At 32.0% G+C, this 26,838-nt stretch carries 27 protein-coding genes and 1 tRNA gene; 15 read left to right on the top strand and 13 right to left on the bottom strand.

The genetic code is table 11. From position 1 onward, the window contains the following. Nucleotides 1–359: 359 nt before the first annotated feature. From pheT to GKZ86_RS06305, 4 genes are all read left to right on the top strand, one after another. Nucleotides 360–2,780 carry a phenylalanine--tRNA ligase subunit beta gene (gene pheT, locus GKZ86_RS06320; protein WP_154782252.1) on the top strand — a complete coding sequence of 807 codons (2,421 nt, stop codon included), beginning with the start codon at nucleotides 360–362 and terminating at the stop codon, nucleotides 2,778–2,780. Nucleotides 2,781–3,285: 505 nt separating this feature from the next. After that, the gene (locus tag GKZ86_RS06315) at nucleotides 3,286–3,729 is read left to right on the top strand and encodes a hypothetical protein (RefSeq protein WP_154782251.1); all 444 of its coding nucleotides are present in this window, start codon (nucleotides 3,286–3,288) and stop codon (nucleotides 3,727–3,729) included. Between the two features lie 626 nt (nucleotides 3,730–4,355). After that, nucleotides 4,356–5,141: a sensor histidine kinase gene (locus tag GKZ86_RS06310; RefSeq protein ID WP_154782250.1), complete on the top strand. Its 786-nt coding sequence runs from the start codon at nucleotides 4,356–4,358 to the stop codon at nucleotides 5,139–5,141. Beyond that, nucleotides 5,131–5,775 (top strand): response regulator transcription factor, encoded by a 645-nt coding sequence (locus tag GKZ86_RS06305; protein ID WP_154782249.1) that lies wholly within the window; start codon nucleotides 5,131–5,133, stop codon nucleotides 5,773–5,775. The genes GKZ86_RS06310 and GKZ86_RS06305 overlap by 11 nt, the downstream gene beginning before the upstream one ends. A 27-nt stretch (nucleotides 5,776–5,802) precedes the next feature. Here GKZ86_RS06305 and GKZ86_RS06300 read toward each other — a convergent pair whose 3' ends face one another. Both GKZ86_RS06300 and GKZ86_RS06295 read right to left on the bottom strand, forming a co-directional pair. Continuing rightward, on the bottom strand, nucleotides 5,803–6,579 hold the full coding sequence (locus GKZ86_RS06300) for a hypothetical protein (RefSeq protein ID WP_154782248.1): 777 nt from the start codon (nucleotides 6,577–6,579) through the stop codon (nucleotides 5,803–5,805). Nucleotides 6,580–6,609: 30 nt separating this feature from the next. After that, the gene (locus tag GKZ86_RS06295; protein WP_154782247.1) at nucleotides 6,610–7,122 is read right to left on the bottom strand and encodes an adenine phosphoribosyltransferase; all 513 of its coding nucleotides are present in this window, start codon (nucleotides 7,120–7,122) and stop codon (nucleotides 6,610–6,612) included. Nucleotides 7,123–7,234: 112 nt separating this feature from the next. On the opposite strand from GKZ86_RS06295, the gene GKZ86_RS06290 reads away from it, so the two are divergent. The 3 genes from GKZ86_RS06290 (at nucleotide 7,235) to GKZ86_RS06280 (ending at nucleotide 9,542) form a co-directional block, all read left to right on the top strand. Further along, a tRNA-Arg gene (locus GKZ86_RS06290) sits at nucleotides 7,235–7,308 on the top strand. Between the two features lie 198 nt (nucleotides 7,309–7,506). Continuing rightward, the gene (locus tag GKZ86_RS06285; RefSeq protein WP_154782246.1) at nucleotides 7,507–7,671 is read left to right on the top strand and encodes a hypothetical protein; all 165 of its coding nucleotides are present in this window, start codon (nucleotides 7,507–7,509) and stop codon (nucleotides 7,669–7,671) included. A gap of 359 nt (nucleotides 7,672–8,030) precedes the next feature. After that, nucleotides 8,031–9,542: a hypothetical protein gene (locus GKZ86_RS06280; protein ID WP_154782245.1), complete on the top strand. Its 1,512-nt coding sequence runs from the start codon at nucleotides 8,031–8,033 to the stop codon at nucleotides 9,540–9,542. 594 nt (nucleotides 9,543–10,136) lie between these two features. Here the strand turns inward: GKZ86_RS06280 and GKZ86_RS06275 are convergent. Then, the gene (locus tag GKZ86_RS06275; protein ID WP_154782244.1) at nucleotides 10,137–10,481 is read right to left on the bottom strand and encodes an EthD domain-containing protein; all 345 of its coding nucleotides are present in this window, start codon (nucleotides 10,479–10,481) and stop codon (nucleotides 10,137–10,139) included. A gap of 104 nt (nucleotides 10,482–10,585) precedes the next feature. Here GKZ86_RS06275 and GKZ86_RS06270 point away from each other — a divergent pair, with 104 nt between their 5' ends. The 5 genes from GKZ86_RS06270 (at nucleotide 10,586) to GKZ86_RS06250 (ending at nucleotide 14,302) form a co-directional block, all read left to right on the top strand. Next, on the top strand, nucleotides 10,586–10,948 hold the full coding sequence (locus tag GKZ86_RS06270; protein WP_154782243.1) for a helix-turn-helix domain-containing protein: 363 nt from the start codon (nucleotides 10,586–10,588) through the stop codon (nucleotides 10,946–10,948). A gap of 26 nt (nucleotides 10,949–10,974) precedes the next feature. Next, nucleotides 10,975–11,697: an AraC family transcriptional regulator gene (locus GKZ86_RS06265; protein ID WP_154782242.1), complete on the top strand. Its 723-nt coding sequence runs from the start codon at nucleotides 10,975–10,977 to the stop codon at nucleotides 11,695–11,697. Nucleotides 11,698–11,878: 181 nt separating this feature from the next. Further along, a complete protein-coding gene (locus GKZ86_RS06260) occupies nucleotides 11,879–12,823 on the top strand; it encodes an NAD(P)-dependent alcohol dehydrogenase (RefSeq protein ID WP_154782241.1) in 945 nt (314 codons plus the stop codon). A 27-nt stretch (nucleotides 12,824–12,850) separates the two neighbouring features. Beyond that, nucleotides 12,851–13,744, top strand: a complete 894-nt coding sequence (locus GKZ86_RS06255; RefSeq protein WP_194632459.1) for an NmrA family NAD(P)-binding protein — start codon at nucleotides 12,851–12,853, stop codon at nucleotides 13,742–13,744. 66 nt (nucleotides 13,745–13,810) lie between these two features. Then, the gene (locus tag GKZ86_RS06250; protein ID WP_154782239.1) at nucleotides 13,811–14,302 is read left to right on the top strand and encodes a hypothetical protein; all 492 of its coding nucleotides are present in this window, start codon (nucleotides 13,811–13,813) and stop codon (nucleotides 14,300–14,302) included. A gap of 541 nt (nucleotides 14,303–14,843) precedes the next feature. On the opposite strand, the gene GKZ86_RS06245 is transcribed toward GKZ86_RS06250, so the two are convergent. The 4 genes from GKZ86_RS06245 to GKZ86_RS06230 all read right to left on the bottom strand — a co-directional run bounded on the left by GKZ86_RS06245 (nucleotide 14,844) and on the right by GKZ86_RS06230 (nucleotide 18,692). Next, the gene (locus tag GKZ86_RS06245; RefSeq protein ID WP_095929232.1) at nucleotides 14,844–15,296 is read right to left on the bottom strand and encodes an Lrp/AsnC family transcriptional regulator; all 453 of its coding nucleotides are present in this window, start codon (nucleotides 15,294–15,296) and stop codon (nucleotides 14,844–14,846) included. Between the two features lie 230 nt (nucleotides 15,297–15,526). Next, nucleotides 15,527–16,519 (bottom strand): bile acid:sodium symporter family protein, encoded by a 993-nt coding sequence (locus GKZ86_RS06240; protein ID WP_154782238.1) that lies wholly within the window; start codon nucleotides 16,517–16,519, stop codon nucleotides 15,527–15,529. A 58-nt stretch (nucleotides 16,520–16,577) separates the two neighbouring features. Continuing rightward, nucleotides 16,578–17,609 (bottom strand): methionine synthase, encoded by a 1,032-nt coding sequence (locus tag GKZ86_RS06235; protein WP_154782237.1) that lies wholly within the window; start codon nucleotides 17,607–17,609, stop codon nucleotides 16,578–16,580. Between the two features lie 30 nt (nucleotides 17,610–17,639). After that, nucleotides 17,640–18,692: a DUF1852 domain-containing protein gene (locus tag GKZ86_RS06230; protein WP_154782236.1), complete on the bottom strand. Its 1,053-nt coding sequence runs from the start codon at nucleotides 18,690–18,692 to the stop codon at nucleotides 17,640–17,642. Between the two features lie 267 nt (nucleotides 18,693–18,959). Here GKZ86_RS06230 and GKZ86_RS06225 point away from each other — a divergent pair, with 267 nt between their 5' ends. Further along, a complete protein-coding gene (locus GKZ86_RS06225) occupies nucleotides 18,960–19,589 on the top strand; it encodes a nitroreductase family protein (protein ID WP_154782235.1) in 630 nt (209 codons plus the stop codon). A 405-nt stretch (nucleotides 19,590–19,994) separates the two neighbouring features. Here GKZ86_RS06225 and GKZ86_RS06220 read toward each other — a convergent pair whose 3' ends face one another. The 4 genes from GKZ86_RS06220 to GKZ86_RS06205 form a co-directional block, all read right to left on the bottom strand. Next, a complete protein-coding gene (locus GKZ86_RS06220) occupies nucleotides 19,995–21,509 on the bottom strand; it encodes a DUF1254 domain-containing protein (RefSeq protein WP_194632458.1) in 1,515 nt (504 codons plus the stop codon). A 423-nt stretch (nucleotides 21,510–21,932) separates the two neighbouring features. Continuing rightward, nucleotides 21,933–22,811: an NAD(P)H-binding protein gene (locus GKZ86_RS06215; protein ID WP_154782233.1), complete on the bottom strand. Its 879-nt coding sequence runs from the start codon at nucleotides 22,809–22,811 to the stop codon at nucleotides 21,933–21,935. A 78-nt stretch (nucleotides 22,812–22,889) separates the two neighbouring features. Beyond that, complete coding sequence (locus GKZ86_RS06210; RefSeq protein ID WP_194632457.1) at nucleotides 22,890–23,459, bottom strand: Crp/Fnr family transcriptional regulator; 570 nt, start codon at nucleotides 23,457–23,459, stop codon at nucleotides 22,890–22,892. A gap of 58 nt (nucleotides 23,460–23,517) precedes the next feature. After that, complete coding sequence (locus GKZ86_RS06205) at nucleotides 23,518–23,970, bottom strand: hypothetical protein (protein WP_154782232.1); 453 nt, start codon at nucleotides 23,968–23,970, stop codon at nucleotides 23,518–23,520. A 336-nt stretch (nucleotides 23,971–24,306) separates the two neighbouring features. Between GKZ86_RS06205 and GKZ86_RS06200 the strand changes: the two genes are divergently transcribed. After that, nucleotides 24,307–24,711, top strand: a complete 405-nt coding sequence (locus tag GKZ86_RS06200; RefSeq protein ID WP_154782231.1) for a helix-turn-helix transcriptional regulator — start codon at nucleotides 24,307–24,309, stop codon at nucleotides 24,709–24,711. A gap of 168 nt (nucleotides 24,712–24,879) precedes the next feature. Here GKZ86_RS06200 and GKZ86_RS06195 read toward each other — a convergent pair whose 3' ends face one another. After that, entirely contained in the window at nucleotides 24,880–25,263 is a 384-nt protein-coding gene (locus GKZ86_RS06195; protein WP_194632456.1) for a response regulator, read from the bottom strand. A gap of 210 nt (nucleotides 25,264–25,473) precedes the next feature. Between GKZ86_RS06195 and GKZ86_RS06190 the strand changes: the two genes are divergently transcribed. Beyond that, nucleotides 25,474–26,115: a GNAT family N-acetyltransferase gene (locus tag GKZ86_RS06190; protein ID WP_154782229.1), complete on the top strand. Its 642-nt coding sequence runs from the start codon at nucleotides 25,474–25,476 to the stop codon at nucleotides 26,113–26,115. Nucleotides 26,116–26,212: 97 nt separating this feature from the next. Here GKZ86_RS06190 and GKZ86_RS06185 read toward each other — a convergent pair whose 3' ends face one another. Further along, nucleotides 26,213–26,767 carry a transposase gene (locus tag GKZ86_RS06185; protein ID WP_194632455.1) on the bottom strand — a complete coding sequence of 185 codons (555 nt, stop codon included), beginning with the start codon at nucleotides 26,765–26,767 and terminating at the stop codon, nucleotides 26,213–26,215. Nucleotides 26,768–26,838 lie beyond the last annotated feature (71 nt).

The following is a 26,838-nucleotide window of genomic DNA, read 5'->3' as shown; positions in this document are numbered from 1 at the left end:
TTTAAAGACGCATTTTGTGTCATTTCGACCGGAGGGAGAAATCATATAACGAAATTCCGGTTCGTTGCTCTCTGGATGTGATTTCTCCCTCCGGTCGAAATGACACAAACTTTGTCTACAACAACAAACCCGACAGGTTTTATCCCGAGGCTTCGGGACTGTCGGGTTTACTACATCGCACAGATAGAAAAATCAAATATTTTAAGCAATACAACCTACTAAACCTTTGTTCTTCTGAACCTTTGTCTCTATGTACCTTTGCACCTTTGTTCCTTATCAAAAAAAACCAAATAATTTCTTTCTTACTACCACACGCAATCCTTATATTTGTAATCTTATTCAAGAACAAAAAAGTTAACATGAAAATATCTTACAACTGGTTAAAACAATTCATTAAAACGGACTGGACTTCGGAAGAAACTTCAGAATTACTAACAGATTTAGGTCTGGAAGTTGAAGTTGTCGAGAAATACGAATCGGTAAAAGGCGGTTTAGCAGGAGTTGTTGTAGGACACGTACTTACTTGCGAAAAACATCCTGATGCTGACAGATTAAAAGTTACAACCGTAAATATTGGTGGAGACGCTCCTATACAAATTGTTTGCGGGGCTGCAAATGTTGCGGCAGGACAAAAAGTACCGGTAGCTACTATCGGAACTATTTTATATGATAAAGACGGTGCTGAATTTACCATTAAAAAAGGAAAAATTCGCGGACAGGATAGTCACGGAATGATTTGTGCGGAAGATGAATTAGGATTAGGTACGAGCCACGACGGAATCATGATTCTTGATGAAGAATTAGTTCCGGGAACACCTGTTTCTGAAGTGTTTCAAATAACAAGCGATGAAGTTTTCGAAATAGGTTTAACGCCTAATCGTGCTGATGCTATGAGCCATTTTGGTACGGCGCGCGATTTAAGAGCGGGAATGTTGCAACGTGGTGTAAATATAGAATTGATTACACCATCGGTAAGTAATTTTAGAGTTGAGATGCGTACATTAAAAATTGATGTAAGTGTTGAAGATTCTCATTTAGCGCCAAGATATTGTGGTTTAACGATTTCAGGTATTTCTGTTGCAGAATCTCCAAGCTGGTTACAAGATCGTTTGAAAGCAATCGGATTAACTCCAAAAAATAATATTGTTGACGTTACTAATTATGTTTTACATGAATTAGGTCAGCCTTTACACGCTTTTGATGCATCAAAAATTAATGGAAAAATAATTGTAAAAACACTTCCGGAAGGAACAAAATTCACCACTTTAGATGATGTTGAAAGAACATTGCATGCTGAAGATTTGATGATTTGCGACGAAAAAGGACCGCTTTGTATTGCAGGAGTTTTTGGTGGAAAAAAATCAGGTGTTACTGACGGAACAACAACTATATTCTTAGAAAGTGCTTATTTTGACGCTGTTAGCGTTCGTAAAACAGCTAAAAGACATAATTTAAATACTGATGCTTCTTTTAGATTTGAAAGAGGAATTGACCCAACAATAACAGAATATGCTTTAAAACGTGCAGCTCTTTTAATTCAGGAAGTTGCCGGAGGAAAAATCACTTCTGATGTTGTAGAAGTATATCCTAAAAAAGTCGAAGATTTTTCTGTTTTATTGAATTTCGATCATGTTTCGAAAATTATTGGTCAGGAAATTCCAAAAGATACCATCAAGAAAATCTTAGTTTCTTTAGACATTAAAGTAAATAGTGTTTCTGATTCTGGTTTAGGATTAACAATTCCGGCATATCGTGTTGATGTACAACGTGAAATTGATGTAATCGAAGAAATCCTGAGAGTTTACGGTTATAATAACATCGATTTTTCTCAAAAATTTAATGCAACCGTTTCTAATTCGCCAAGAACAGAAGATTATAAAGTGCAAAATGTAATTGCATCACAATTGAACTCGCAAGGTTTTCATGAAATGATGGCAAATTCTCTAACAACAGCTGCTTATACAAAACTATCGGCTGTTTTAAAAGAAGAACATAATGTTACGATGTTAAATCCTTTAAGCAGTGATTTATCGACAATGCGTCAGTCTTTGTTGTTTTCTGCACTAGAAGCGATTTCTTATAATATCAACCGAAGAAATTCAGATTTGAAATTGTTTGAATTTGGAAAATCGTACCATAAATATTTAAATGGTTATGAAGAACATAAACATTTGACTTTATCTATTTCCGGAAACAGAAATAAAGAAAGCTGGACAAATTCTCAAAAATCAACTGATTTCTTTTTATTAAAAGGATATGTTACGGCAATTTTAAATCGTTTAGGAATTGAAAAGATTTCGAATGCGCCTGTGCAATCCGATATTTTTTCTGAAGGAACTTCAATTTGTTATAACAACGATACATTAGTTGAAATGGGAGTTGTTAAAAAACCAATATTGAAACATTTCGGTATTAAACAAGATGTTTATTTTGCTGATTTCAACTGGGATTTGGTTTTAAAAATTATTACAGGGAAAATCAAATATTCTGAAATTCCTAAATATCCGGAAGTTCGTAGAGATTTAGCTTTATTGATTGATCATAATACATCTTACGAAAGTATTTATAACCTGGCCAAACAAACAGAGAAAGTGCTGTTGAAAGACGTTAATTTATTTGATGTTTACGAAGGTGAAAAACTTCCGAAAGGCAAAAAATCTTATGCGTTAAGTTTTACGATTCAGGATAATTCAAAAACGCTTACAGATGCTCAAATTGATAAAATCATGTCGAAATTGCAACAAACTTTTGAGACTGAACTTGGAGCAAGTTTAAGATAAAACCTTATTTTTATAAAACATCAAACCCGACAGATTTTTAGAATCTGTCGGGTTTTGTTTTTTTATAGTTTTTAAGTTTCAGACTCCCCTATTTTGAATCTAATTGTGCCGGAAAGTTCGCGAAGGGTTTCGTAAGATTTTTTAAATTTTGGCGACTTTAAGTTTGTAAAAATTTACTTTCTTTACGCAAGCCTTCGCGAACTTTGCGTTTGTTAGATAAAACATTGACTTGATGTTCATTTTTTTCTTGAAAATTCATTCGATCAAACATTACAAAGGTTTTTCATATTTATTTATTCGTTTAAATTTATAAAATGAACAATGCAAAAATGATTTTTTATAAAATAGTATAAAATAGTATTTTAACCCATTTTTTCAAATAAATTTACCCTAAAAAAAAGGGTGATTTCACCCTTGTATCAATCAAAGCTTTAAAATAATTTTGCCCAAAATATTTAAAAAAATATTTGTTAACTAAACTTTTAACCATAATCAAACTACAATCATGAAAAACCCTCCCGCAAAACCAAATCAGTTAATTACAAAAGAATTTGCTAAACAGCTAAATCTGAATTACAACAATAAAAAACAGACTAATAATCTAAAAGCAAAGTCTGTTGAAAAAGAAGATGCAAATGCCATTTGGTATTCTATAGAAGAATTAGAAAAATACATTCATTACGCAAAAACAAAAGGAGCTGAAGATGGATATGCTGTTGATGGTATTCGTTTTTATTTTGGAGTTTATCCGGATGATGAAAAACACGGAGAAAAAGCAGGATTAACCACTTTATTTTTGGTTCCAACCGGAAAAAAAGTAAAATCAAAAACGCCTAAAGTTCAAAGTTTTGCTTTGGTTGAAGAGCAAGAAGAAGAAACTGTCGATATACAAAGTCTTGATCCTATGAATTATGGAAATATTGGCAGACCACCAAGTTTAATCTATTAAAAAATTATGTTTGAATTTTTAAGATCTTATATTATCTATTTAGCTTTATTATCAGGAATTATTGGTTTGATTTCGTCACACAAACTTCCTGGTAAAAAAGCTAAATTTTTAGTTATTTTAATTTGGTTTTCGATACTGACTGAAATTATTGGCTATTACTTTACGTACTGGACCGGTTTATTAAACTATTATGTTTATAACTGCTATATGCTCGTTAGTTTTTCGGCTTATATATTAATAATCAGGAGTGTTTTAATCAAACAGAGTAACAAAATATCAGCCATTCTCTTTTTAGTTTTGTTTGTATTTTCTTTTTTTCTAAATGTTATTTATTTCAAAGAAAACATTAATAAATCATTCATTTACAGTTTTGCCGTAGGTGTACTTGCGGTTATGATATTATCTTGCTTATATTTGGTCGAGATTTTCAATTCAGACAAAATATTGAATTTTAAAAAATCTGTTTTTTTCTGGTACATATTAGGCATATTATTATTTCACGTTCCTTTTTTGCCTTTTATGCTTGCCCTAAAATGGTTTTTAATCAAACAAGATGAATCAGTATTAAGCCTGGTATTGTTTCTTTTAAATTTTTTAATGCACAGTTGCTTTATTATTGGATTTATATGGAGCGAAAAGAAATACAATTATTAGTCATTTCGTTAGGTATTGTTTTCTTGACTTTACTGGTAACTGTACTCGTGATATTCTTTTATTTTTTGAAGAAAAAAAATAATTATCTTGTAGAAAAAATGGAAGCCGAACTTTACTTTCAATCCGAATTGATTAAAACCAGAATTGAAATTAAAGATCAGACGCTTTCTGAAATCAGCAAGGAACTGCATGACAATATTGGGCAAATTGTATCTGTTGGAATTATGCAGCTCAACATGTACATTAATAGCGGAAAAGCCGTTCAGGGAAATGAATTAATTGATTTAAAAGAAATTTTAGCTAAATCTCTTGATGAAATCAGAATTTTATCCCGAATTGTAAATAAAGACAACTTACTGCAAAGCAATTTTATACAAGCCATAAAACAAGATTTAGAGCGCATAAAAAAGCTTAAAAAAATCGAATATAAGTATACCCTTTCCGGAGAAATGCCTGAAATTAATCAGGAACACGATTTGTTTATTTATCGCATTTTTCAGGAAACTTTACACAATAGCCTTAAACATTCGCATAGTGATATGTTTGAAGTGAATATTAAAACAACCAAAAAACTTTTTTGTTTAAAATTTAAAGATTTTGGAATTGGTTATGATCCGCAGAAGATAAATTCAGGCCTCGGATTAAACAATATGAAATTAAGAGCTAAATTAATTGGAGCTACATTAATTATGCAATCAGATGCATCCGGAACAACTGTAACCTTAGAATACCCTTTAACCAAACCTGATGAAACCTAAAAACAAAATTATTATTGTAGATGATCACTCGCTGTTCTCGCAATCGCTGGAGCTTTTGATCAATAGTTTTAAAGATTTTGAAGTCATTAATCGCTTCGAGAATGGCAAAGTATTTATTTCGTACTTACAAGAAAATATTGATACCGAAGTTGATTTAATTTTATTAGATGTTAATATGCCTGTTTTGGATGGCATTAGCACCATGAAATGGATTAAAGAAAATATGCCGGAACTCAAAGTTATTGCGTTATCTGTAAATGATGATGAAGAAGTGATCATAAAAATGATTACCAGCGGCGCCAAAGGTTATTTATTGAAAGATACTTCGCCGGAAATATTTAGAGATGCTATTGAATCTGTAATTGAAAAAGGTTTTTATTTTACTGAATTAGTGTCTGGAATGTTGGTTAAAAAAGCCAATGACGATTCTAAAAAAATCAATTTAAAAGAAAAAGAAATCGTTTTTATAAAACATGCCTGCACTGAAAAAACATACAAGGAAATTGCTTCAGAAATGTGTTTAAGCCCCAAAACGATAGATGGTTATCGCGAATCTTTATTTGATAAACTCGAAATAAAAACCAGAATTGGATTGGTACTTTATGCTATAAAACACAAAATTGTCTTAGTTTAAATTCTAAGACAATTTTGTGTTTCTTTTTTATTCAAATTTGATTAATTTATCATTTGGTAAATCATATTCATATAAATTTCTGGTTTCATTATCTAAATATAATGATTCAAGAATGCTCGAATTATGTTGAACATCAGTTGAGATTGCTAAAACAAAATACGATTTTCCTCCTTTATCTTTTTCTTCAATTGCATACGTAAAATTTGTCTCCGGATTTTTTATTGCAGCTTTCACCGCTTCGTTTTTAGAATTCGCCAAATAATATTCTACTTCAGTTGATAAATAATCCTGAAAATCGGCTGTATACGTGTTTTCTTTATCAGAATAATATTTTATCGGATTCTTATATTTTTTTCGAAATAAACTTACTGGTCCGTCTTTTACTTTTTTAGCCGTAATAAGCCATTCTCCAAAGTCCTGCTTCTCTCCTTCTCCGGCTTCGTAAATCGTATCCATTTTCCATTTTACATCAAGTATATCACCTCTTTTAAATATGCCTGCATCTTCGAGATTCGTGTAAAATGAAACTAATTTTTTATTTTTCTGAACGGTGAATAAAGCATAATCACCATTGCCATCAAAATTTACAAACTCAACCTGATCAGCATAGATTTCCAGGGTTTTTAATTTTTCGTCTGGCCTAAGATCGCTAACTAAATTTTCATTTGAAGCAATATTGGTTGCTGCTTTTACATTTGTACTGTCTTTTTGAACAGTTTTGTCTAGATTTTCAGCGGTTGTTTCTTTGTTTTCTTTACAAGACAGTAGTAATACAAAGAGCGCCAAACAATAAAATTGTTTCATTTGTAGATTTGGGTTTAAATTGGAGTTTAATTAATAGGTTATCGCAGCAAATATAGGGTTGTTCTTTATTTTATCTCTTCCATTTATAAAAGAAAGTTCCATTAAAAAATTAAACTGAACAATTTCGCCACCAAGTTCATTTACCAATTCCTCAAGTGCCTTTGCGGTTCCTCCGGTTGCTAAAACATCATCGTGAATTAAAACTTTATCTCCTTTTTTAATGGCGTCAGTATGTATTTCTAACGAATCTGTACCATATTCTAATTCATAAGAAGCCGAAATAATTGTAAATGGAAGTTTTTTTGGTTTACGTACAGGAACAAATCCGGCATTTAATCGATCTGCCAATAACATTCCGAAGAAAAAACCGCGACTTTCGGCTCCAATAACCTTATCAATTTTTTGTCCTTGTAAAGAATCAAGCAAAATTTTCAGGCATTCTTCTCTTGCAATTGGGTCATTTAGCAGTGGTGTGATATCTTTAAACAAAATTCCTTCTTTAGGAAAGTCCTGAATATCACGTATATAATTTTTAATGTTCATTTTTTTTTATTTTTCTGTTATTTTATGCTTGTATATCTCACATTTATATCTATATTTGCACCCGCAAACAGCATTCAACAAAGCTACGAAAATTAGCTGAATGTAGCAAAATGGCCTCGTGGCGCAACTGAATAGCGCACTTGATTACGGCTCAAGAGGTTACTGGTTTGAATCCAGTCGAGGTCACTTTTAAAAAAAAGTTAAAACGAAAGTTTTAGCTTTTTTTTTGCTTTTTTCTTCATATTTAACCAGTTAATACGTCTAAAAAACAATGATTTGATTGTCCTGTCAAGTTAACCCTACTTGATTCAAACCGCTTCAAAAGCCTGTAAAAATTATACTTGCAGAAATTCCTTGTCTTTATATTAACAATAATTTTAGTTTATGGAATTTGAAGAAGAAAAGGTTAAACGAAAAATTAGACCCCGCAAGGCACAGAAAATGCTCAGCGATGAAGGAATGGATGTTACATTGCAAGAAGCTGCAGAAATTTTAAGCTTTCTAAAATTCATGCCAAACGGAGTAGTCAAGAAGTTTTTAAACGAATAAGAAGATAATTATTTATCATTGTAGCTATATCAACATTTTAGAAATTGGTGAAGGATTTCATTATTATTTAAATCTTCCTCTACATATCTGTTATTATTAATTGTTACTCAAAGGACTTTAAAACTTGATTTATTTCTTTACAGACGATTGTTGTTTTACTCTAAAAAAGGAAGACATCAGAATAAAGAACGCGAATACTAATACAATAATAAAAAATGTACCATGATAACATTGATTTATGTTTATATGATGTAGTAAATTACGAATTTTATGGTGATAAATAATTATTTTATTTTGAAGATTTTTTTTGTTAATTTTTATTTTATTTTTGAGGTAAATTAAAATAAAAAACAAAATTTATGAAAAAAATACTTTTAAGTATTGCTATGTTTTCTACAATTTATATATCTGCGCAAGCGGTAATTGTTGAAGAAAAATATGAAGATAGAAATGAACCAATTACTTTTCAATACCTACCAAATTCTAAAAAAATTGTAGTTTATAAAGGTTCGCCAATTTCAATGTCATATTCTTATATAACTACAAATGCTTTAAGCTTTGATGTCAATGGAAAAAAATCTGTTCTTTTTGAAAATGAAAAATTAATGAGTCCTACATTTTCAGTCACAGAGAATACTTATAAAGCAAACGATGCTACAAAAATTAAGAAGGCTAATTATAAATATTTTCAGGATAAGAATGTTTTCCCTGTTAATTATGATACGCTCGAAGATCTAAATACCAATTATTTTGGGCGATATGATTATAATAGCGTATTATGCGCTGTTGAAGATAGATCGTCAGAAATGTTTTTTGATGCTTCTTTCAATGATTCTCATGATTTTGGTTTTACAAATCAAAAACAAAAAGGTACAATTAATTTTGAAAAAGATGATATTTATTTAGAAAGCATTGAGATTACTAGCAATGCAAGGAAAAGATTTAAGTTAGAAAAACCAAATTTATCTCTATTAAAGGGTGATGCATTTGCAGAACAAGATTATAAAACATCTTTTATTTGTAAATTAAACGGTAATGAAAATTTTGATATCATTACAAAATCTGTTTCTGCAGATTTTCAAACTACAATATTATACAAAACAACTTATGATTTTGTAGGCAAAAAAATAAATGAAATACCTCTGACATTAAAACTTAATAATAAATTTTTCATTACATCAGATAATTCTGGAGGACCAAAGGGTTTTGTGTCAGCTTACGAAAAGCCAGGTAATCCTTTCACAGCAGCTGCAAAAGGTTTAGGAACATTATCTGTGAATAATTATTATGAAGATAAAAAGACAGGTGATATTTTTGTTTATGGAGCTTTTAGTGAAAAAGCAACTAAAATAATAGGTGGAGTAACTACTCCAAAAGGTTTTTATGTTTTTAAGTTTGATAAAAATGGTACTAAATTATGGGAATCTATTAATGCTATTGTTAGTAAAGATTTTTTTGAAAAAACACATACAAGTTCTAGACTACAGATTAATTTATTGGAGTATAAAAAAGATTTAATTTTTTCAGTTTCTGTTAATGATTTTACTGAATTTTCATATTCTACAAAGGTTGATAAATTGACTGGATCTATTTCAAAAATTAATTTTATTGAGTATAATAATAATACAAGTAATTTAAAAAATAAAGCTTTTATAAATAATAGCTACGTTAGCGGTGAATTTAAAAATAAAGTTTTCTCACAGATGACTTTTGTAGCTATGATTGTAAATCCTAATGTAATGAGTTATGTAAAAAGTGTATCTAAAGATGGTAAAAAATTATATTATGAAAGTATAATTTGTGATGAGGGTATTTGGTTAGTAGAAACAGATAACAAAGAAAGTTATAAAATTTTATTTTTTAAAGACTAAAAAAAAGCTCCCATTTGGGTAAGAGTGGTCTGAAGAAATTCCGGCCACTTTATATTTTAAATACTTTTGCCGGATCTCCGCCTGCGAAGATTAGGAAATAAATCAATTTTTAGCTTCAGTGGAAGAATAATAAACAAGTAGACACATATTTTTTATTTTCATCCAAATTAGCAAACATAATCATCAAATTTTGACCTGAATAATCTCAAAACTAATATTTAATTTTGTAAATAACTGAATTAAATCTTCATTTAAACATTGAGTTAATATTCGGATTTAATACTTGAAATTGATCCAATAACAAATTAGTGAAATCACATTCTTTAACATTTTTCAAGATTTAACCTCTGCAATACATACAAACAGCATTTGAATAAAATACAAAAATAATTATCTTACAAATCGAGCGAAAAATAAACTAATTTCTTTAAATCTTGCATAAAATGATTTGTAATTTGTATCGTCGAGGTCACAAAAAATCCCATTTCTAACGAAATGGGATTTTTTTTATATTCTTTTCTTTACTGTTTTAGTATACTATTTAATATTTAAGCTTTTAGTATATTTATGCAAGTATTCACGAGCTAGAATTAATTATGCACCAGCTTTAATGATTGTTTCATTTGTTGCCAATGCAATATAGTTTACCGTATCAAAAAAGTTGGGTTCATCTGGATGAACCTTTGTTAAATAATTTTCTGAATTGAAGAAGCTGTTGAAATCCTCAAACGAATCAAACGAGATTTCTACCACAGCATCGTATAAAGGTTCAGGAAAACCTTCAGCTGCCATAGGATGGTTAACTACATACTTTCTAACATAAAGTTCTGTCTCAGGGATCGAACAGAATAAAGGAGCGTGTTGATTTTTGTGATAATCAATAAATTCTTCACGACTCATGTTTGGTAGCTTTTGTACCAAAAACGTAAATTTGATCATTATTTCTTTATTTATAATTTGACACAAAACTATTATATTAGTTACTTCAAATCAATTACGCACAAATTTGTGCGGTAGTATTTTATAATTTTTCAACCAATTTTATGTACCAAAAAAAAATTCCTGTTAGAACAGAATGCGGACTACATCTATTTAAAGAACTTTTGAGTGGAAAGTGGAAATTAATGCTAATCTATTATATATCTGAGGGTATAATAAGACCTGGGGTTTTGCAGAAGAAAATAGCGGCAGACAGACGGGTGATGACTAAGCAATTGGATGAGTTGGTGCAAGATGGATTCATAACTAAATGTTCTTACGAAACTAAAATTCCCAAAGTTGAATATCAGTTAACAGCTCTTGGAAATAGTCTGCTACCTTTGATAATGACCTTGGAGATATGGGGTGAAAACAATAGAGAAGTTTTGGAGTCAGCCCTAAGCGGAAAAGTGTTACCGAATCATTAATTAGTCAAAGCAAAAAAAATAAAGATATGAATCAATTTGTTTTGGGCCTGCAGGCGCGCAATTTAACTGTCGAAATACATCACCATTCTGCATACCAAATCGTTTTATCAAATGACAACCCATTTAATTCAACTATCGATGGTAAGCTTTATGAGCATATTCACGGCTTTCTCATTAAGCCTCATGTCAGGCATTTCTGTGTTGCAGAAAAAGGAACATTAAATATTTTAAACATAGAGCCCTATTCCTCCATTGGTTTACAGTTATCGGGAAGCTTTAAAAGAGATGAAGAATCTATAATTTTTGATTTTCCGCAGGAAATAAATTCTTTCTTTGATACGTCAAAAAACACTCTTAACATTAATGCAGTTCTTGATTCTCTGCTTTCAAAACAAACAGTAACAGATTATGATCAAAGGGTTAGTAAAATACTTGAATATATTAAAGATAATTACTTTAGGTCAGATATAACACCGCAGACCTTTGCGGATATTGTTTTTCTTTCTCCATCTCGTCTGGCTTCACTTTTTAAGCAGCAAACCGGCAGCAGCTTGTCAAAATACTTATTATGGACAAGGATGCGTCAAGCAGTCTATCTTACCCTGACTGATAAAGAAAAAAGTCTCACAGACATTGCATACGACACAGGTTTCTATGATCTTCCCCAATTAAACAAGTATATGTATGAAATGTTTGGGATGCCTCCTAAAGCCTTAAAATTCAGCAGTGATTTAATACAGATATACTAAGTATACCGATATTATAAACCTAATTATCGAAGGGTATCAGCATTAAAGCTGATACCCTTTTTTATTTCGCTGATTTTAATTCTTACTCCCTCGAGATAACAATAGTGATTTGATACAAGTTTCCGTGGCAGCTTATCTGCAACTTTGCCATATCAAATTTAAACAATTAAAAATTTAATATATGAAAACAATAGCCTACAACAAATTTGGAAACACAGATGTTCTTCAGACTTTAGAACAAGTAAAACCTGCATTACAATCAAACCAGGTACTGGTGCGAGTAAAAGCATTTTCCATCAATCCAATGGATTGGAAAATTAGAAAAGGTGAAATGAAATTAATGTCAGGATCAAAATTCCCAAAAAATACGGGAACTGACTTTGCGGGTATAATAGACGATATTGGATCTTCTGTAAACGGTTTCAAAATTGGAGATGAAGTTTTTGGAGTCGTAAAAAATATGATGAAAGAAGGTGCTTCGTCAGAGTATATCGCAGTGCCGTCTTCACTTGTCTGGAAAAAACCTGAGAAAATCAGTTTTACACAAGCGGCTTCTATTCCTGTGGCCGGAACAGCCGCAGTCACCGCTATTGAGAAAATGGGAAAGATTAATTCTCAAACAATGATTTTAGTTAATGGTGCTACAGGCGGTTTCGGAATGTTCTTACTTCAATTATTAAAGCAGTACAATGCAAAAATTACAGCAGTCACAAGTACAAAAGGAATAGCGTATACTAAAAAATGGGGTGCCGATAAGGTCATAGACTATACAAAGGAGAATGTTCTTTTACAGAAAACTGCCTATGACATCGTCATCGACTTATCAGGCAAGATGGGTTACAAAAATGCTAAACAGATTATGAAACCTAAATCCATTTTTCTTAACCCGACTCCACAGCCAATTGAAATTCCTACCTCACTTTTCAAAAACCTGTTTACTGGTAAAAAGCATATCGTTGTTCTTTCAAATCCTAATACAGCTTACACTAATGTTCTACTAAATGCAGTCAGCAAAGACTTGGATATCGAGGTGAACAAAGTATTTCCTTTCGAACAATATAAAGAGGCGTATCAATATGCAGAAAAAGGTGGATATACAGGAAAAATTGTAGTAGAAATACAATAAAGATATTAATAACTAAAAATGAAAAAAATGAAACGAAGAATAGTAATACTTGGAGCAACAGGGACTGTTGGAAGCAAAATTTCAGAAAATCTTTTAAGGGCCGGTCATCATGTAACTGTTATTGCTCGTAATATTGAGAGATTGGAAAAATTCCGCAAGATGGGTGCAGAAATCATTTCCGGTGATGTAAATGATGTTGAGATTTTAACTGATGCTTTTAAAGACGCAGATAGTGCTTTTCTTATTCTGCCGGATAATGTCATGGCCGAAAACACAAGAAACTATCAAAGGCAGGTAACAGGAAATTTCATTAAAGCTATTAAAAAGTCTGGGATAAAACATATTGTAAACATGAGTAGTCTGGGTTCTCATATGCATGAAGGAAACGGAATGATGGGAGGAACAGGAGAACAGGAAGTCCGATTAAATCAATTAACTGATGTAAATATTATACATATTAGATCTGCTTATTTCATGGAAAACTTCTTAAGAACAATTGCTCTGGTAAAAAGCAAAGGAATAAATGGAACTGCCGCGGATGGAGATTATTCAATCCCGATGGTGGCCACAAAAGATGTAGCAAAAATTGCAGCAGGACATTTAGCAGATCTTGATTTTCAAGGTAAAAGCGTTCATGCAGTTATGGGACCACGAAACTATACGATGAGGGAGTTTACTCAAATTATTGGCAAAGCTGTTGGAAACCCAGATTTACAATATGTTCAAATTCCTTTTGAGCAGGCTAAACAAATCTTTTTAGGCAATGGATTTAGTGAAGATTTTGTGGCCAATTTGTTAGGAATGGCAATTGGTATAAAAGAAGGAATCTTCAATTACCAGAGAAGAAATGAATACTCCACTACCCCAACAACAGCTGAAGAGTTTGCAGTCGAAGTTTATGCAGCCGCTTACAAGTATTAAATCGCTGAAAAAATATATGAAACTATTAGTAACAACACATTTTAAAAAAAAATTAAAAAAAAACAAATGAATATTATATTAAAGTCCCTGGGATTTGCAGCGATTGGCAGTTTAATACTAACATCCTGCTCAATATCAAAACCACAAAAGGTCAGCGAGATCTTTAGGAATTCTAAATCAAAAGAAGTGCTCCTCGTGGGTATTGACCCAAAAAAATTAGATTTTACAAAAATTACTAACCTAACAGAGCAGGAATTAAGTACAGCTCTGGAAACACAAAAACAAAAACTTATCACTGCAGGGTATAATGCAGAGTGGTGTTTAGTAGATTTGGGTATGACTGCAGAAAAAACTGTAAAGGATAAATTAAGTAAAAAGGAATACGATTTAGTATTGATTGGTGCTGGCATCCGTACCTTGCCAGATAATTTTATATTGTTTGAAAACTTAATAAATATAATTCATCAATACGCTCCAAACTCTCAAATTGGATTCAACACTAATCAAAATGACACTGAGATTTCCGTACATAGGCGCGTAAAATTAAAAACTGAATAACTTTTGGCTATTATACCTTTTCTGCCACAAAAAGTTATGGCGGTTTTAATAAAAAGAGATTAACGATTTGTTTTTTGACGATACATTTTCCTTCAATCCTCAACAGTACAGCCAAACCAAATTCATAACGCCAATGAAAGACAGATCCTACATTTAGTAAGCCAATCTCTTCAAATTTTCCATAAAATTTATAGAAATTTGTCCAGTCGATCACAAAAAGAGACAACTATATAATAGTTGTCTCTTTTTTTATGCACTAATATGTAGATTTTTCAAGCCTTTACAATCTAACATTTCATGGTTCGATTTTTTTTACAAGAAATCCTTAGACTGTTTAAAATAAACAATCTAAAAGTCGCTTCATTAAAGATTTAATCGATGCTTAACGATGATTCGAAGTCCCGTTAAGGATATAGATTTTTTTCTCTTTTGGTTTATTGCAGTTTTTCGATGTTAAATATAAAATAATTCCAAAATGGACTTAATACATTTTCTGTCACAAAAGCTAAGGCGAATTTCAAATAAATAAACCATCGTGGAACTATCCGTACAAATTTTTTATCTCCGACATAACAAAGGTACTTTGGGTACTCCCTATACTTTCAACTGATCCTAATTTATTAAACACAAAATCCTGATAATGCTTCATGTCTTTGGCAGATACTTTCATTAAAAAATCGTAATCACCAGAGATATTGTAACATTCCACAACTTCTTCTATTTTCATAATATCACTAACAAACTGATTCCCGATATTACGATCGTGCTGTTTAAGTTTGATATTACAGAAAACAATAAACCCTCTGTTTAGCTTTTCTGCATCCAACAAGGCTATATATTTCTTAATGTAACCGCTGTTCTCTAATCTTTTAATCCGCTCAAAAACAGGCGATGCCGAAAGATTCACCATCTTAGCAAGCTCTTTTACAGTGTATTTAGAATTATCATGCAGTATATTTAATAACTGAAGATCTATATCGTCTATTTGTTCCATAGAATTTTTACTTTAAACAGGTTTAATTTATTTCTAAAACAGAATAAAATTCTTCAAATATAACCAAAAACAATACAAAAATCTTATTTCATACAATTTTAAAATATAACATACTGCAGCGTTTATCTTCACAGTATAAAAATCTAAAAGGCATTATTTTATAGGAGGGAGCGTTATCCTTGGGGACCCCTTTATCGAAAGAAGATAAAGGGTCACGCCATAAATAAAAATTATACTTCTTTTCGTCGAGCCATACCCTGAGCGATGATACTGGCGGCAATCAATTGCAAGGCATGGTAAAGCATGAGGGGAAGCAATACGATGCCGGTGATGGTACTGTGCTGAAAGAGGACTTTTGACATGACAGTGCCGTGCACCAATGACTTTTTAGACCCGCAAAATAAGACAGTAATACGGTCTTCATCTGAAAAACCAAGAAGGCGGCTGAGTAGTCCGACACAAAAGAATACGGTAAAAAACAACGCCATCATCCCTGCAGCGAGTCGAGCAAGTTCAAGGGCGGTGAAGCCTTCAAAAAGATGTTCGGAAAATGACTTGCAAAACGATGTGTAAATAATCGTTAGAATAACTGCCTGATCGAAATATTTGAGCTGTTTCTTGTATTTTTCGGCAATGTCGCCGAAACGGGAATTGAGGCTTATGCCAATGATGACAGGCAGCAAGACTTGAAGAATCAACTTTATGACGATTTGAGTGACATCAAAATCGCCTGTTGCAGAAGCTATAAACAGCCCAACCCAGAGCGGCGTAACCACTACTCCGATCAAACTGGAAATACTCGCATTGAAAATGGCTGCAGGAATATTTCCTTTAGCGATGGAAACCATGACCACCGAAGAGGATACTGTAGACGGTAAAGCTGCCAGAAAAAATACACCCAGCCAAAGCAGCTCGAAGCCGTTATTGACAAACAACGGGCGAAATGCCAAAACAATGAGCGGAAAAAATAAAAAGGTTGTCAACTGGACGACAATGTGCATTTTCCAGTTGGAAAGTCCGGCTTTTAGTTTCTCAGCACTCAGTCGCATGCCATAAAACAAGAAAATCAAGGAAACACCAGCATTGGCAATTTCCTCCAGCGAAACAGGTTCTTTGACCATGCCTGGTTTTGGCAAAACATAAGCCATCAGAATCATGGTGGCTATCATTAACAGGAAACCGTCGAAACCTGCTTTTTTTAATACTTCTAATAATTTCTTCAATGTGTTTTAAATATTATTCCTCCGTGAAGGCACGGACTCCATTATTAATATATTGAGACTAAATCCCAAGTTCTTTGCGTATAATTTCTGCTCCTGCGCTTAAAGCATTTAACTTGCCTCTAGCTACGTTTCGAGATAACGGGGCCATACCGCAATTTGTAGAAGGGTAAAGATTTTCGGCATCTACAAACTCAAGAGCTTTACGCAGGGTAGCAGCTACTTCTTCTGGTGTTTCGATAGTGTTGGTAGCCACATCAATGGCACCAACCATTACTTTTTTACCGCGAACAAGTTCCATTAAATTTAAAGGCACATTGGAGTTGTGACATTCTAAAGACACCACATCAATTTTAGATTTTTGAATTTTCGGAAAAATTTCTTCGTATTGTCGCCACTCTGAACCTAATGTCTTTTTCCAATCAGTATTTGCCTGTATTCCATAACCATAGCAAATATGAACCGCCGTTTGACAGTGTAAACCTTCAATGGCTCTTTCTAATGCTGCCATTCCCCAATCGTTTACTTCATCAAAGAACACATTAAATGCAGGTTCATCAAACTGGATAATATCTACCCCTGCGTCCTGAAGTTCTCTTGCTTCTTCATTAAGTGCTTTCGCAAATTCCCACGCCAATTTTTCCCGGCTTTTATAATGGTCGTCGTACAAAGTATCTACCATTGTCAACGGGCCTGGCAATGCCCATTTTATAGGCTTATTAGTCTGTTTACGTAAAAATTTAGCATCTTCAACAAAAACTGCTTTTTGACGTGCAACCTCACCTACAACCACTGGAACACTCGCGTCATAACGGTTACGGATTTTTACTGTTTTACGATTTTCAAAATCTACACCGCTTAAATGTTCGATAAAAGTCGTTACAAAATGCTGACGTGTCTGCTCGCCGTCACAAATGATATCCAGATCTGCCAATTGTTGTTCCTGTAGAGAAATGCGTAAAGCATCTTGTTTCCCTTCAATTAGCTGATCGCCATCTAATTTCCATGGTGACCAAAGTTTTTCGGGTGGTGCAAGCCAGGCAGGTTTGGGTAAACTTCCAACAATAGAGGTAGGTAATAATAATTTCTTCATAATAGTATAATTTTAATGCGTTGTAATCAATTAAAGGGTAAAATTAGCAGACCATTGTTCCAGGAGACTTTTGTAAGGCTTAATGAAATGCTCTTCTGCATATTTACCCTGTTCAACAGCCAATTGGCTGCGCTCTTCACGATCATAATCCACGCGAGTCAGTGAATAATCTTCGTGTTTAAGACTAGGTTGATAGATTTTCCCAGCCACTGAGTTTGCATTGTAAATTTCAGGGCGATAAATCTTCTGGAAAGTCTCCATCGTGCTGATTGAGCTGATTAGTCCAAGATCAGTATAATCCGCAAGCAGATCTCCGGAATGATAAAAAGCCATCGGTGCCACACTATTCTGAGGCATGAAAAAACGAACCTTTAAGCCCATTTTAGAGAAATATTCATCAGTAATAGAATACTGATCCTGCAGATACTCAAAACCCAGAACCGGATGCTGATACTCAGTGCGAGTATAAGTTTTGTTGCTCGATACACTTAGACAAATGATCGGTGACATTTTAAAGTGCTCTTTATAAGTGGCTGAACTCACAAAACACTTATAAAGTTTTCCATGCAAATCACCAAAATTTTCAGGAATACAAAAACCAGATTTATTTTTATTGTGCTTGATCAATAAAATACTAAAATCATAATCACGAACATAAGAAGAAAAATTATTTCCGGCAATACCTTCGATACGCTGGTTAGTCTTGTGGTCAAAAATATTCGTTTTTAAAACTTCAATCAACGGCAGATTGTTAATACCATTCTTATCATCAATACGCATCGTTACTGTGATGATTTCAAGCTCTACAAGATAACGATCAGCTTTTGGATTATCCAGATGAGCCAATGCATTGAATCGATTGTTAATCATATTTAAGGCATTACGTAAGTTTTGCTGGCGATTAGCTCCTCTAGCCAAGTTTGCAAAATTGGTTGTCAAACGCGTTTCATTTGAAGGGTGATAGTTTTCATCTAAACAAGTGCTCTTTAGTGTGAATACAAAATCATTCTGGATTGTATTCTGAATGTTTTCAATATCCTGCTTTTCGTTTATTCCCCTATCTTCTTGTATGTTCGCTCTCATCTGATGATACTATTTAGTTTTTTTACCCTGCAAATTTGAAAATAAAAGATTTAATATTTTTATTTTAACTTAAAATCAGATAATTATTCTTTATATTAATGTTTTTAAAGATTATTAATCTTTAAACGAATATAATAATAAAGGAAAACAGATAATTATTCTTTAGTGGACTAAGACGATTGATTTGGAGTTTCCCAGAGTACTTCCAAAACTCGAAAAAGAAAACAATATCATTTATATTTGCCAAAATTTAAGATTGACATAGTAATGAATTTGATAGAAAATTTAAAATGGCGCTACGCCACAAAAGCTTACAATAATATTAAAGTAACAGAAGAAAAGATCGATCAGATCTTAGAGGCTATAAATCTTTCAGCATCTTCTTGTGGTCTGCAATCTTACCGTGTTTTTGTTGTAAGCAACCCAGAAATTCAAAAAAAATTAGGTGCTGATTCGTATAATGGACAGATTAGCTCTTGCTCTCATTTGTTGGTTTTTGCCGCATTCACTGACATGTCTTCGACTTACATTGACGATTACATGGCAATGACAGAAAAGCAAAGAGGTCTTGATGCTGGTGCCTTATCAGGATTTAGAAATGGACTGCATTCCTATTTTAGCACTATTAACGCAGAACAAAAAGCCTTTTGGGCGGCCAAACAGGCTTATATTGCACTAGGAACTGCACTTATTGCTGCGGCAGAATTGAAAGTGGATGCCACTCCCATTGAAGGATTTAATGCTTCTATTATCGATGAGGTTTTGGGTTTGAAAGATAAAGGGCTACATTCTACAGTTATCCTCGCTTTAGGATATCGGGATTCGGAAAAAGACTATATGGCAGCTACGAAAAAAGTTCGTTTACCTATAAATGAAATGATAACTAAAGTTTATTAATGTTATAAGAATGCATCTGTTTTAACATTTTTAACATTTAACCTTGACAGGACATACAAACCGTTTACTAATAAAAATTTAAAATAATTATCTTGTAAGTTAACTTGAAAATACGCCAATCTCTTCAAAACTTCCATAAAATTTATAGAAATTTGTCCAGTCGAGGTCACAAAAAAATCCCATTTCGTTAAAAATGGGATTTTTTTTTGAGTTTTTCTTTAAACTTATACTTCTTTGAAGAGATTTTTAATAAATAGCAAATAGATTTACAACGTAGAAATAACAAACGTTTCCGAAGTCAGGAGACTTCGAACAGCTGGGCTGGGTATTTAATGAAAGGTTATCCTTTTCCTTATAATTATATTCACGAATAATTATTATAATTACAATTAAATTTCAATCTTTCTATTGTTTAATTACTTGCGGTATCTTGTATTTACCACTTAAAATCTCATCACTAGGTTGGTAAAGCCTTAATATCAAATAAAAACCGCCTTTTGGTGCTGGAAGCCAGTTGTTAGTGTTGGCAGGTTTTGCATTAGAAATTGTAATTTCAAATGTACCGTCCGCTTTTTTCACAAATCCTTTTGTATCGTTACTTATTTTAAATCTGTTTAATTCGTTCTTAACAAGCAATTTATTATTTGCATCATACATCGTAAGCGACCAGAAAGCATTAACAGGAGGTTCTTTATCAAAAGATATCTTGTATGTATTTTTACCTTCTAGTGCATTATTTTCACTATCTGTGTATCGAATAGGATATAATGCTTCTTTTTCGCCCTGTCCGCCTAAATAAGGTCCTGCAATCATTGAACGCAACGCATAATCATATCCAAAATTATCTAGTTTAGTTACCCATTGCCAGCCATTTACTACTGAAGCTGCCGATTTTACAGATGCTATGATAGTCAAAGGTGCCTCAAGTGTTGCATCATATAAACCTTTTCGCTGCATTTTATTTAATTTTGAATCATCAAATTTTCCTGGAGTTAATCCAATTTTTTCAAACTGGCCGACTAAAGATTTATCTACTTCAGGAATTGGATTATTTGCCATTACAAAAGCCAGTTTTTTATAAAATCCTAAACTGTCTTTGTCAGCTACTTGCGGAAGCGGAGGTAAACTTGATGCTAACTTTGACGGTGCACCTCCATTATATTCGGATAGAGAAATTAGTTTAAACTGATCCTGCAATGCATGCAATTGATTAATGTCATCACCTTGTTTTATATTTAAACGCCCCCATAACCAAACTTTTTGAGTGGTTGGTGAGATAACTTTAGAAATGCCTTTTGGTAAAGTTCCTTTCCAGTTTGGAGGAACGATCAAAAATATGCCCGGTTTAGTTCCTGTTTCTCTTCTGCCAATATAATTAATTAGATTTTGGTACATATCAAACACATCTACAACATAATAACGGTCTTTTGTGTCTGGAGTTTTTAAAACCATTGGCTGCTGAAGGTCTACAACGGCACTTAAATAAAAAGTATCATTATTGGCTGTCGGCATATCTGCATCTACATCAGTAGGTAAGGCTCTTGCCCACCCTATTTGATTTAACGGAGCACGATAACTAGTTGAAGAATTAGGTTTTGGAACATCAATATAAGATCGCATGCTTTCTTCCATTCTAAGAAGTGCATAACCCCATTGATAAGCCAGTATTCCTGCAGTTTTTGCTGCTAAATAATCTCCTTGATCCTGAACTTCATTTGTTCCGGGAATTTCAATTACCGGATCTTTCTTAGAAGCTACCTGTTCTAATAAACTTTTTCCGTCAGTCTGTTCAGCATTTTCTGGCTTTATTTGACTTGGTTCATTATCATTCTTTTTACAAGCTGATAATCCAATAGAAACAGCAAAAGTAAAAACAATTATTCTAAAAATTTTCTTCAGGATTATGGTTTCATTTTTCATTGATTGATTTTTTTGCATTAAAAATTTTGTAAAAAAAAGTTACTTAAATTATTTAAAAACAAGCTTTTTGCTATTTACTAATCACGTACAACTAATTTACAATATAACTGCTCAAAAATCCATAATGCGATGTTGCATATTATAATTTGAAACCAATTTATTTTTTTTAATCAAGAGATAAAATAGGCTAATCTCTTCAAATCTTCCATAAAATTTATAGAAATTTGTCCCGTCGAGGTTACAAAATTAAAATCCCATTTCTAACGAAATGGGATTTTTTTTTATGCCTTTTCCCTTACTGTTTAGTATATTATTTTAAATATGTAAACTTTTTTCAGTACAAGACACAAATATTTAAAATTGGATAAACACAAAGCCAAGTTAGCAATACAATTTTACTGCTTTCTGTGTCATTGTTTGGGTTTAATTCATTTTAGAAACTAAATTTTCACTCATCCACTCTTTAATCGTTGTTGGTGTTGTAGTTGCTTCTGTTCTCGGTTCTGTGTCATACAAGCCGTTACCAATTACAGTCAACATATCTGTCAAAGAGTTTGCAAATGCTTCTGTGGTTGAATGATGGTCTAAAAGTGATTTTACATAGTCCTTCTTTGAAACTTGTTCAAAACGAATATGCTTTCCTGTTAATTCACTCATTTGTAGTGCAATGTCGTTATAGCTTATGTTTGCTGGACCGTGAACAGCAAATCCTTCAACGCCTGTCCAAGTTTTATCAATTAGAAATTCTACTGCTTTTGTTGCAATGTCTTTTACTGCAACTTGTGGGATTTTATAATTTCCGTCAATGGGCAAAAAGAACATTCCCATTTTTTTTAGTGATGCAATTTGATATAAAAGGCTTTCAAAAAATACCGGGCAACGCAATGCTCTTACTGATGCACCTGATTGGTTAATTATGTCTTCTCCTATGTGGAGTGCTGTTATAATACCTGCTTGCAAATTACTTTCTTTGCCACCGCTTGATAAATAAACGACTCTTTTTGTACCTGCATTTTTAATTGCGTTTGAAGCCACTTTTGCAAAGCCTTCATAATAAGCGTTTACATCTTCTTGTGTGTTGGTTTGAGGAACACAAAAATAAAGCGTGTCGCAACCTTGTAATGCTTTTGTAAATTCATATTCATTAAGTAAAGAGCCTGTGGCAACTTCTACTTTTTCTAAAATGTCGGCTGGTATTTTTTCAGGGTCTCTAACAAAAATTCTAACCTGTTGTCCTTGCTCAACTAATTGTTGCAAAATCATTGAACCTGTGTTGCCTGTTGGCGTTGTTACTAAAATCATAATTGAACTTTTTATTGTTTAATGAAGTGCAAAGATGATATAAGCATTTTCTGCGAACATTGTCCTATGTTCACATTTTTAGATCTTTGATTTTAATCTGCTTAATGTTTGAGGTGTAAGCCCTAAATAAGATGCAACCATTTTGTTTGATAATCTTGTCAACCATTTGCTTTGATTTGTCAAAACCCAACGAACTTTTTCTATAGCTTCTAAACCTTGAAAACAATAAATACGTTCTTGGGATTTAATAAAAGCTAATTCTAAAATTTGTCTATAAACAAAAGCAAACTGCGGAACTGTTTCAACCAAATGAAAGTAGTCGTCGCGGTTTATAACCATTAATTCCGAAGATTCAATAGTCTGCATAAATTCAAATGAAGGTTTTTGATTAATTAAACTTGGTAACGCAGTTCCGAAAGCATCTTCAAAATGAAAATATCTTGTTCCTTCTTCACCTTCCTTATTAACGTTAAAAAGACGTATACAACCTTTATTTACAAAATAGTAATGTTTGCAAATTTCGCCTTCTTTCAACAGAAATTCGTTTCGTTTGGTCTTTTTAAATTTGAAATATGAGAAAATATAAGAAAGTGTCTTATCATCAATTTCAGTTCTTGATTTAAAATATTTTTCTAATTGTATATACACTTTAATTTTTTTTAGGGTTTCGTTAAAATGGCAGGTAACGTTCTACTAAAGATTTTTTTTATTCAATTTCTTTAATTTGGCCACTTTTATACAATTCGTTAATCACTGTTCGTAACTCTTGCCAGTTTATATTTTTTATTTCGTTTTTATATATTTCAGTTGATTGCATAAAAGAAAAAAGAAACCAAGCATTTATATGACCAAACTCTGGCGGATTACTTAAAACAACTTCAACTTTTTGGTTGTGTTTTTTATTATAAAAAGCACATTCGCCACCGTGAAAATAATAATTCCAACGTTCAGATAGCTTTCCTTTTCTTGGAATATTTTCATTACTTCTTGATATTAATTTTTCATATTCTTCCAAATTATTTATATCAAGCTCAAATTTTTTTCCAAGTTCAACCATTAATTTTTTTCCCTGAATTCGATAATCAAAAATGGCTTGTTTTATGATATTAGAATCAACTTTATTTGTCTTAAAAAAGTTTTTAAACCAATTTTTTATCATTTTAATATAAGTTGTTGGATTCTCCTTGTTGATGCAAAATGACACATAATTTGTGGATAGATCTGACACAAAGACCTATGCACCCAAATCTGGCTAGCTTTGTCTCACAAACATAACTTTTATTTTTTGGAACGAATATCTTTTTTGCCACGAAAACTTAAGGCATTTATTATTATATCGGCATTATATCAGAAAAGATTGGGGTAAAGTAGAAATAGAATTGGTACAATATCTGACAAAAAGAATCTTTTACGGGATATTTTTTTATCTTTGAAACTCAGGATTTTTTATCCAAATGGCTTTATCTTTGAGCCTTTAGAAAAATTGATATTCATTATGGAACAGAAAATACATCAGGGAAGAAACATAAAACGTTTCAGAGAAATGCTTAACATAAAGCAGGAAGCATTAGCTTATGATCTGGGAGAAGACTGGAACCAAAAGAAAATTTCTATGCTCGAGCAGAAAGATGTAATTGAAGACAACGTGCTTAAACAAATTTCAGCTGTATTGAAAATTCCTGTTGAAGCTTTTCAGAATTTTGATGAAGAACAAGCCATAAATATTATTTCTAATACATTTGATAATTGCCAGCAACCTGCATCTGTATTTTACAATTCTACAATAAATCAAATTGATCAATTCATTAAATTGCACGAAGAAAAAATTGCTTTATACGAGCGTATGTTGAAAGAGAAAGAAGAAATGATGGTGAGGCTTGAAAAATTAATCAATAAGTAATTATTTATAAGATATATTATTCAATAAAAAAGAGACTTTAAAAGTCTCTTTTTTGTTTTAGAAAGTATTATGAGTGCGAAGTCAGGAGACATTCGAACAGCTTTTCATAAGAACACTTCGGAGAGCGGAGTTATAATTTCAAGTAACTAATCTTTTATTTAAAGACTTTTAAACCATAATTATCTTTTGAAGTGATTCAAAAAGCTTTCTAAAGTTCGTACGCTTCTTCAAAAACTTTACTCTTTTGAATTTCCCTATGGCATCCTGCAGCATAACTTCTGAATTTCGGGAATAAAGTATAACTGGAATTTTTTTTAAACCTTTTATATCGCGAAGTAATTTAAGAAATCCAGTTCCATCAAGATATGCCATATTATAATCCAGGAAAATAATATCTGGTAATAATTTTGAATCCTGCAGCTTTTTTAGAGCTTCAAGTGCACTGTCTTCAACTGTAGATATAATTTTATTATTAATTGCATTCAAGACTGATACAAAAGTCTCTGCATCATCAATATCATCATTGACTAATAATATATTTTTGTATTTCATAGTGCAATACATTTTAAGGAAAAAAGTTCTACAATAAGACAGTTTTTGTCTTTAAACTGAGAGCAATTTTATAACAAAATAAAACTATATCAAATAGTTGCAATGCTAATTTGTAATAACGCTGAAAAACTTTGTAATAACTTGCCACCTGCTTTTTAAAAATATAAATGCAGGCCTGTGTTTTTTTATATTTGTATATAATATTTAACCATGGAAAAATCTATTTCTTCACATATCATTGAAAACTGGCTTAAAGCTTGGAGTATATCAAGAGAATTGCCATTGCCTGTTAAATTTAGATCTGGCTTAAAGGTTGATGTGGGGCTTGAAAAACAAAAAACTCGCTATGTTTTTACTGAACTTAATAACGATTTTATTCAGCTTACAAAAGATATAGATGAACCTTGGGTCTTTTTAAAAGTTTGTTCTCACCCAAGCGAATTAAAACATCATATATCAGAGAAATGGATAGTTCAACCTCAAGGTTATATGATGTCTTGTTTTCATCCGATGGCTATTCCTAATATAGGTTTACACAACGATTATAAATTAGAAATAACGCATTATAATTCAACTTCTCTGATTAAGGTAGTTACTCAAAAAGGCGAAGTAGCATCCACAGGGCGCCTCATTCTTGTTGACGACTTGGCGGTATATGACAGAATTTTGACTGATGATAATCATAAAAGAAAAGGTCTTGCAACAGTTTTAATGAAAGAACTTGAAAAAATTGCATTATCAAAAGGCATTTCCAAAAACTTTTTAGTTGCCACAGAAGAAGGAAAATCTTTGTATGAATCACTAGGGTGGAAAATTTATAGCCTTTATACTTCCATTGTTATTCCTCTTTAATCTTGGAAGTTAAAAATTGATTTATAGCTATCCCGCCCGTTAGCGCAGATTTGTAATCTGTGCCCGCAAAGCTAAGTAAAGACAACAGTTGAGTATTTTAAAATAAGTATAACAAAACAACATCTAAATCATTTTCTAAGTTGGAATAATTCCTTGCCGAACTAAAATAATAATCTTCAGCCGAATTAACAGTTTTATCTTTTACAGGATTATTATGGATGTAATCTATTTTTTGCTTAATAAACTTATTGCTATAAATATGTTCTGCATGGTAACCATTTTGCCAAACTTTATAATTCTGATCCTTTTTTAAATGCTCACATGATTTTTGAAAATATTCAAGGATCCATTCTCTTCTACTTTCAGGTTCATTTATTATAGTCTGTATTATTTTTTTTGATGTAAATTTTTTAAAATCTCTAATAATATCAGATAATACAAAACCATTCGTTCCTTTGCAAATCAAATGAATATGACTGCTCATAATACAGTAAGCATAAATTTCCAAACCTTTGTTTTCCTGACAATATTTTAAAGCATTTATTAAAATATTTTTCTGATTTAGTCTTGTAAATATATCTATCCATCCTACAGCAGTTATAGTTATAAAATATGCTTCCTCAGTTGTTGTTGCTTTGTACTTTATTGACACGTCTTTTTTCTTACAAAAATAAAAAGTATAACGGAAAATTTTAATCTTTTTATTTATGTTTTGAAGAAATT

Source organism: Flavobacterium sp. LC2016-13 (assembly GCF_009707955.1).
GTDB lineage: Bacteria > Bacteroidota > Bacteroidia > Flavobacteriales > Flavobacteriaceae > Flavobacterium.
This window is presented reverse-complemented; position numbering and strand designations above follow the sequence as displayed.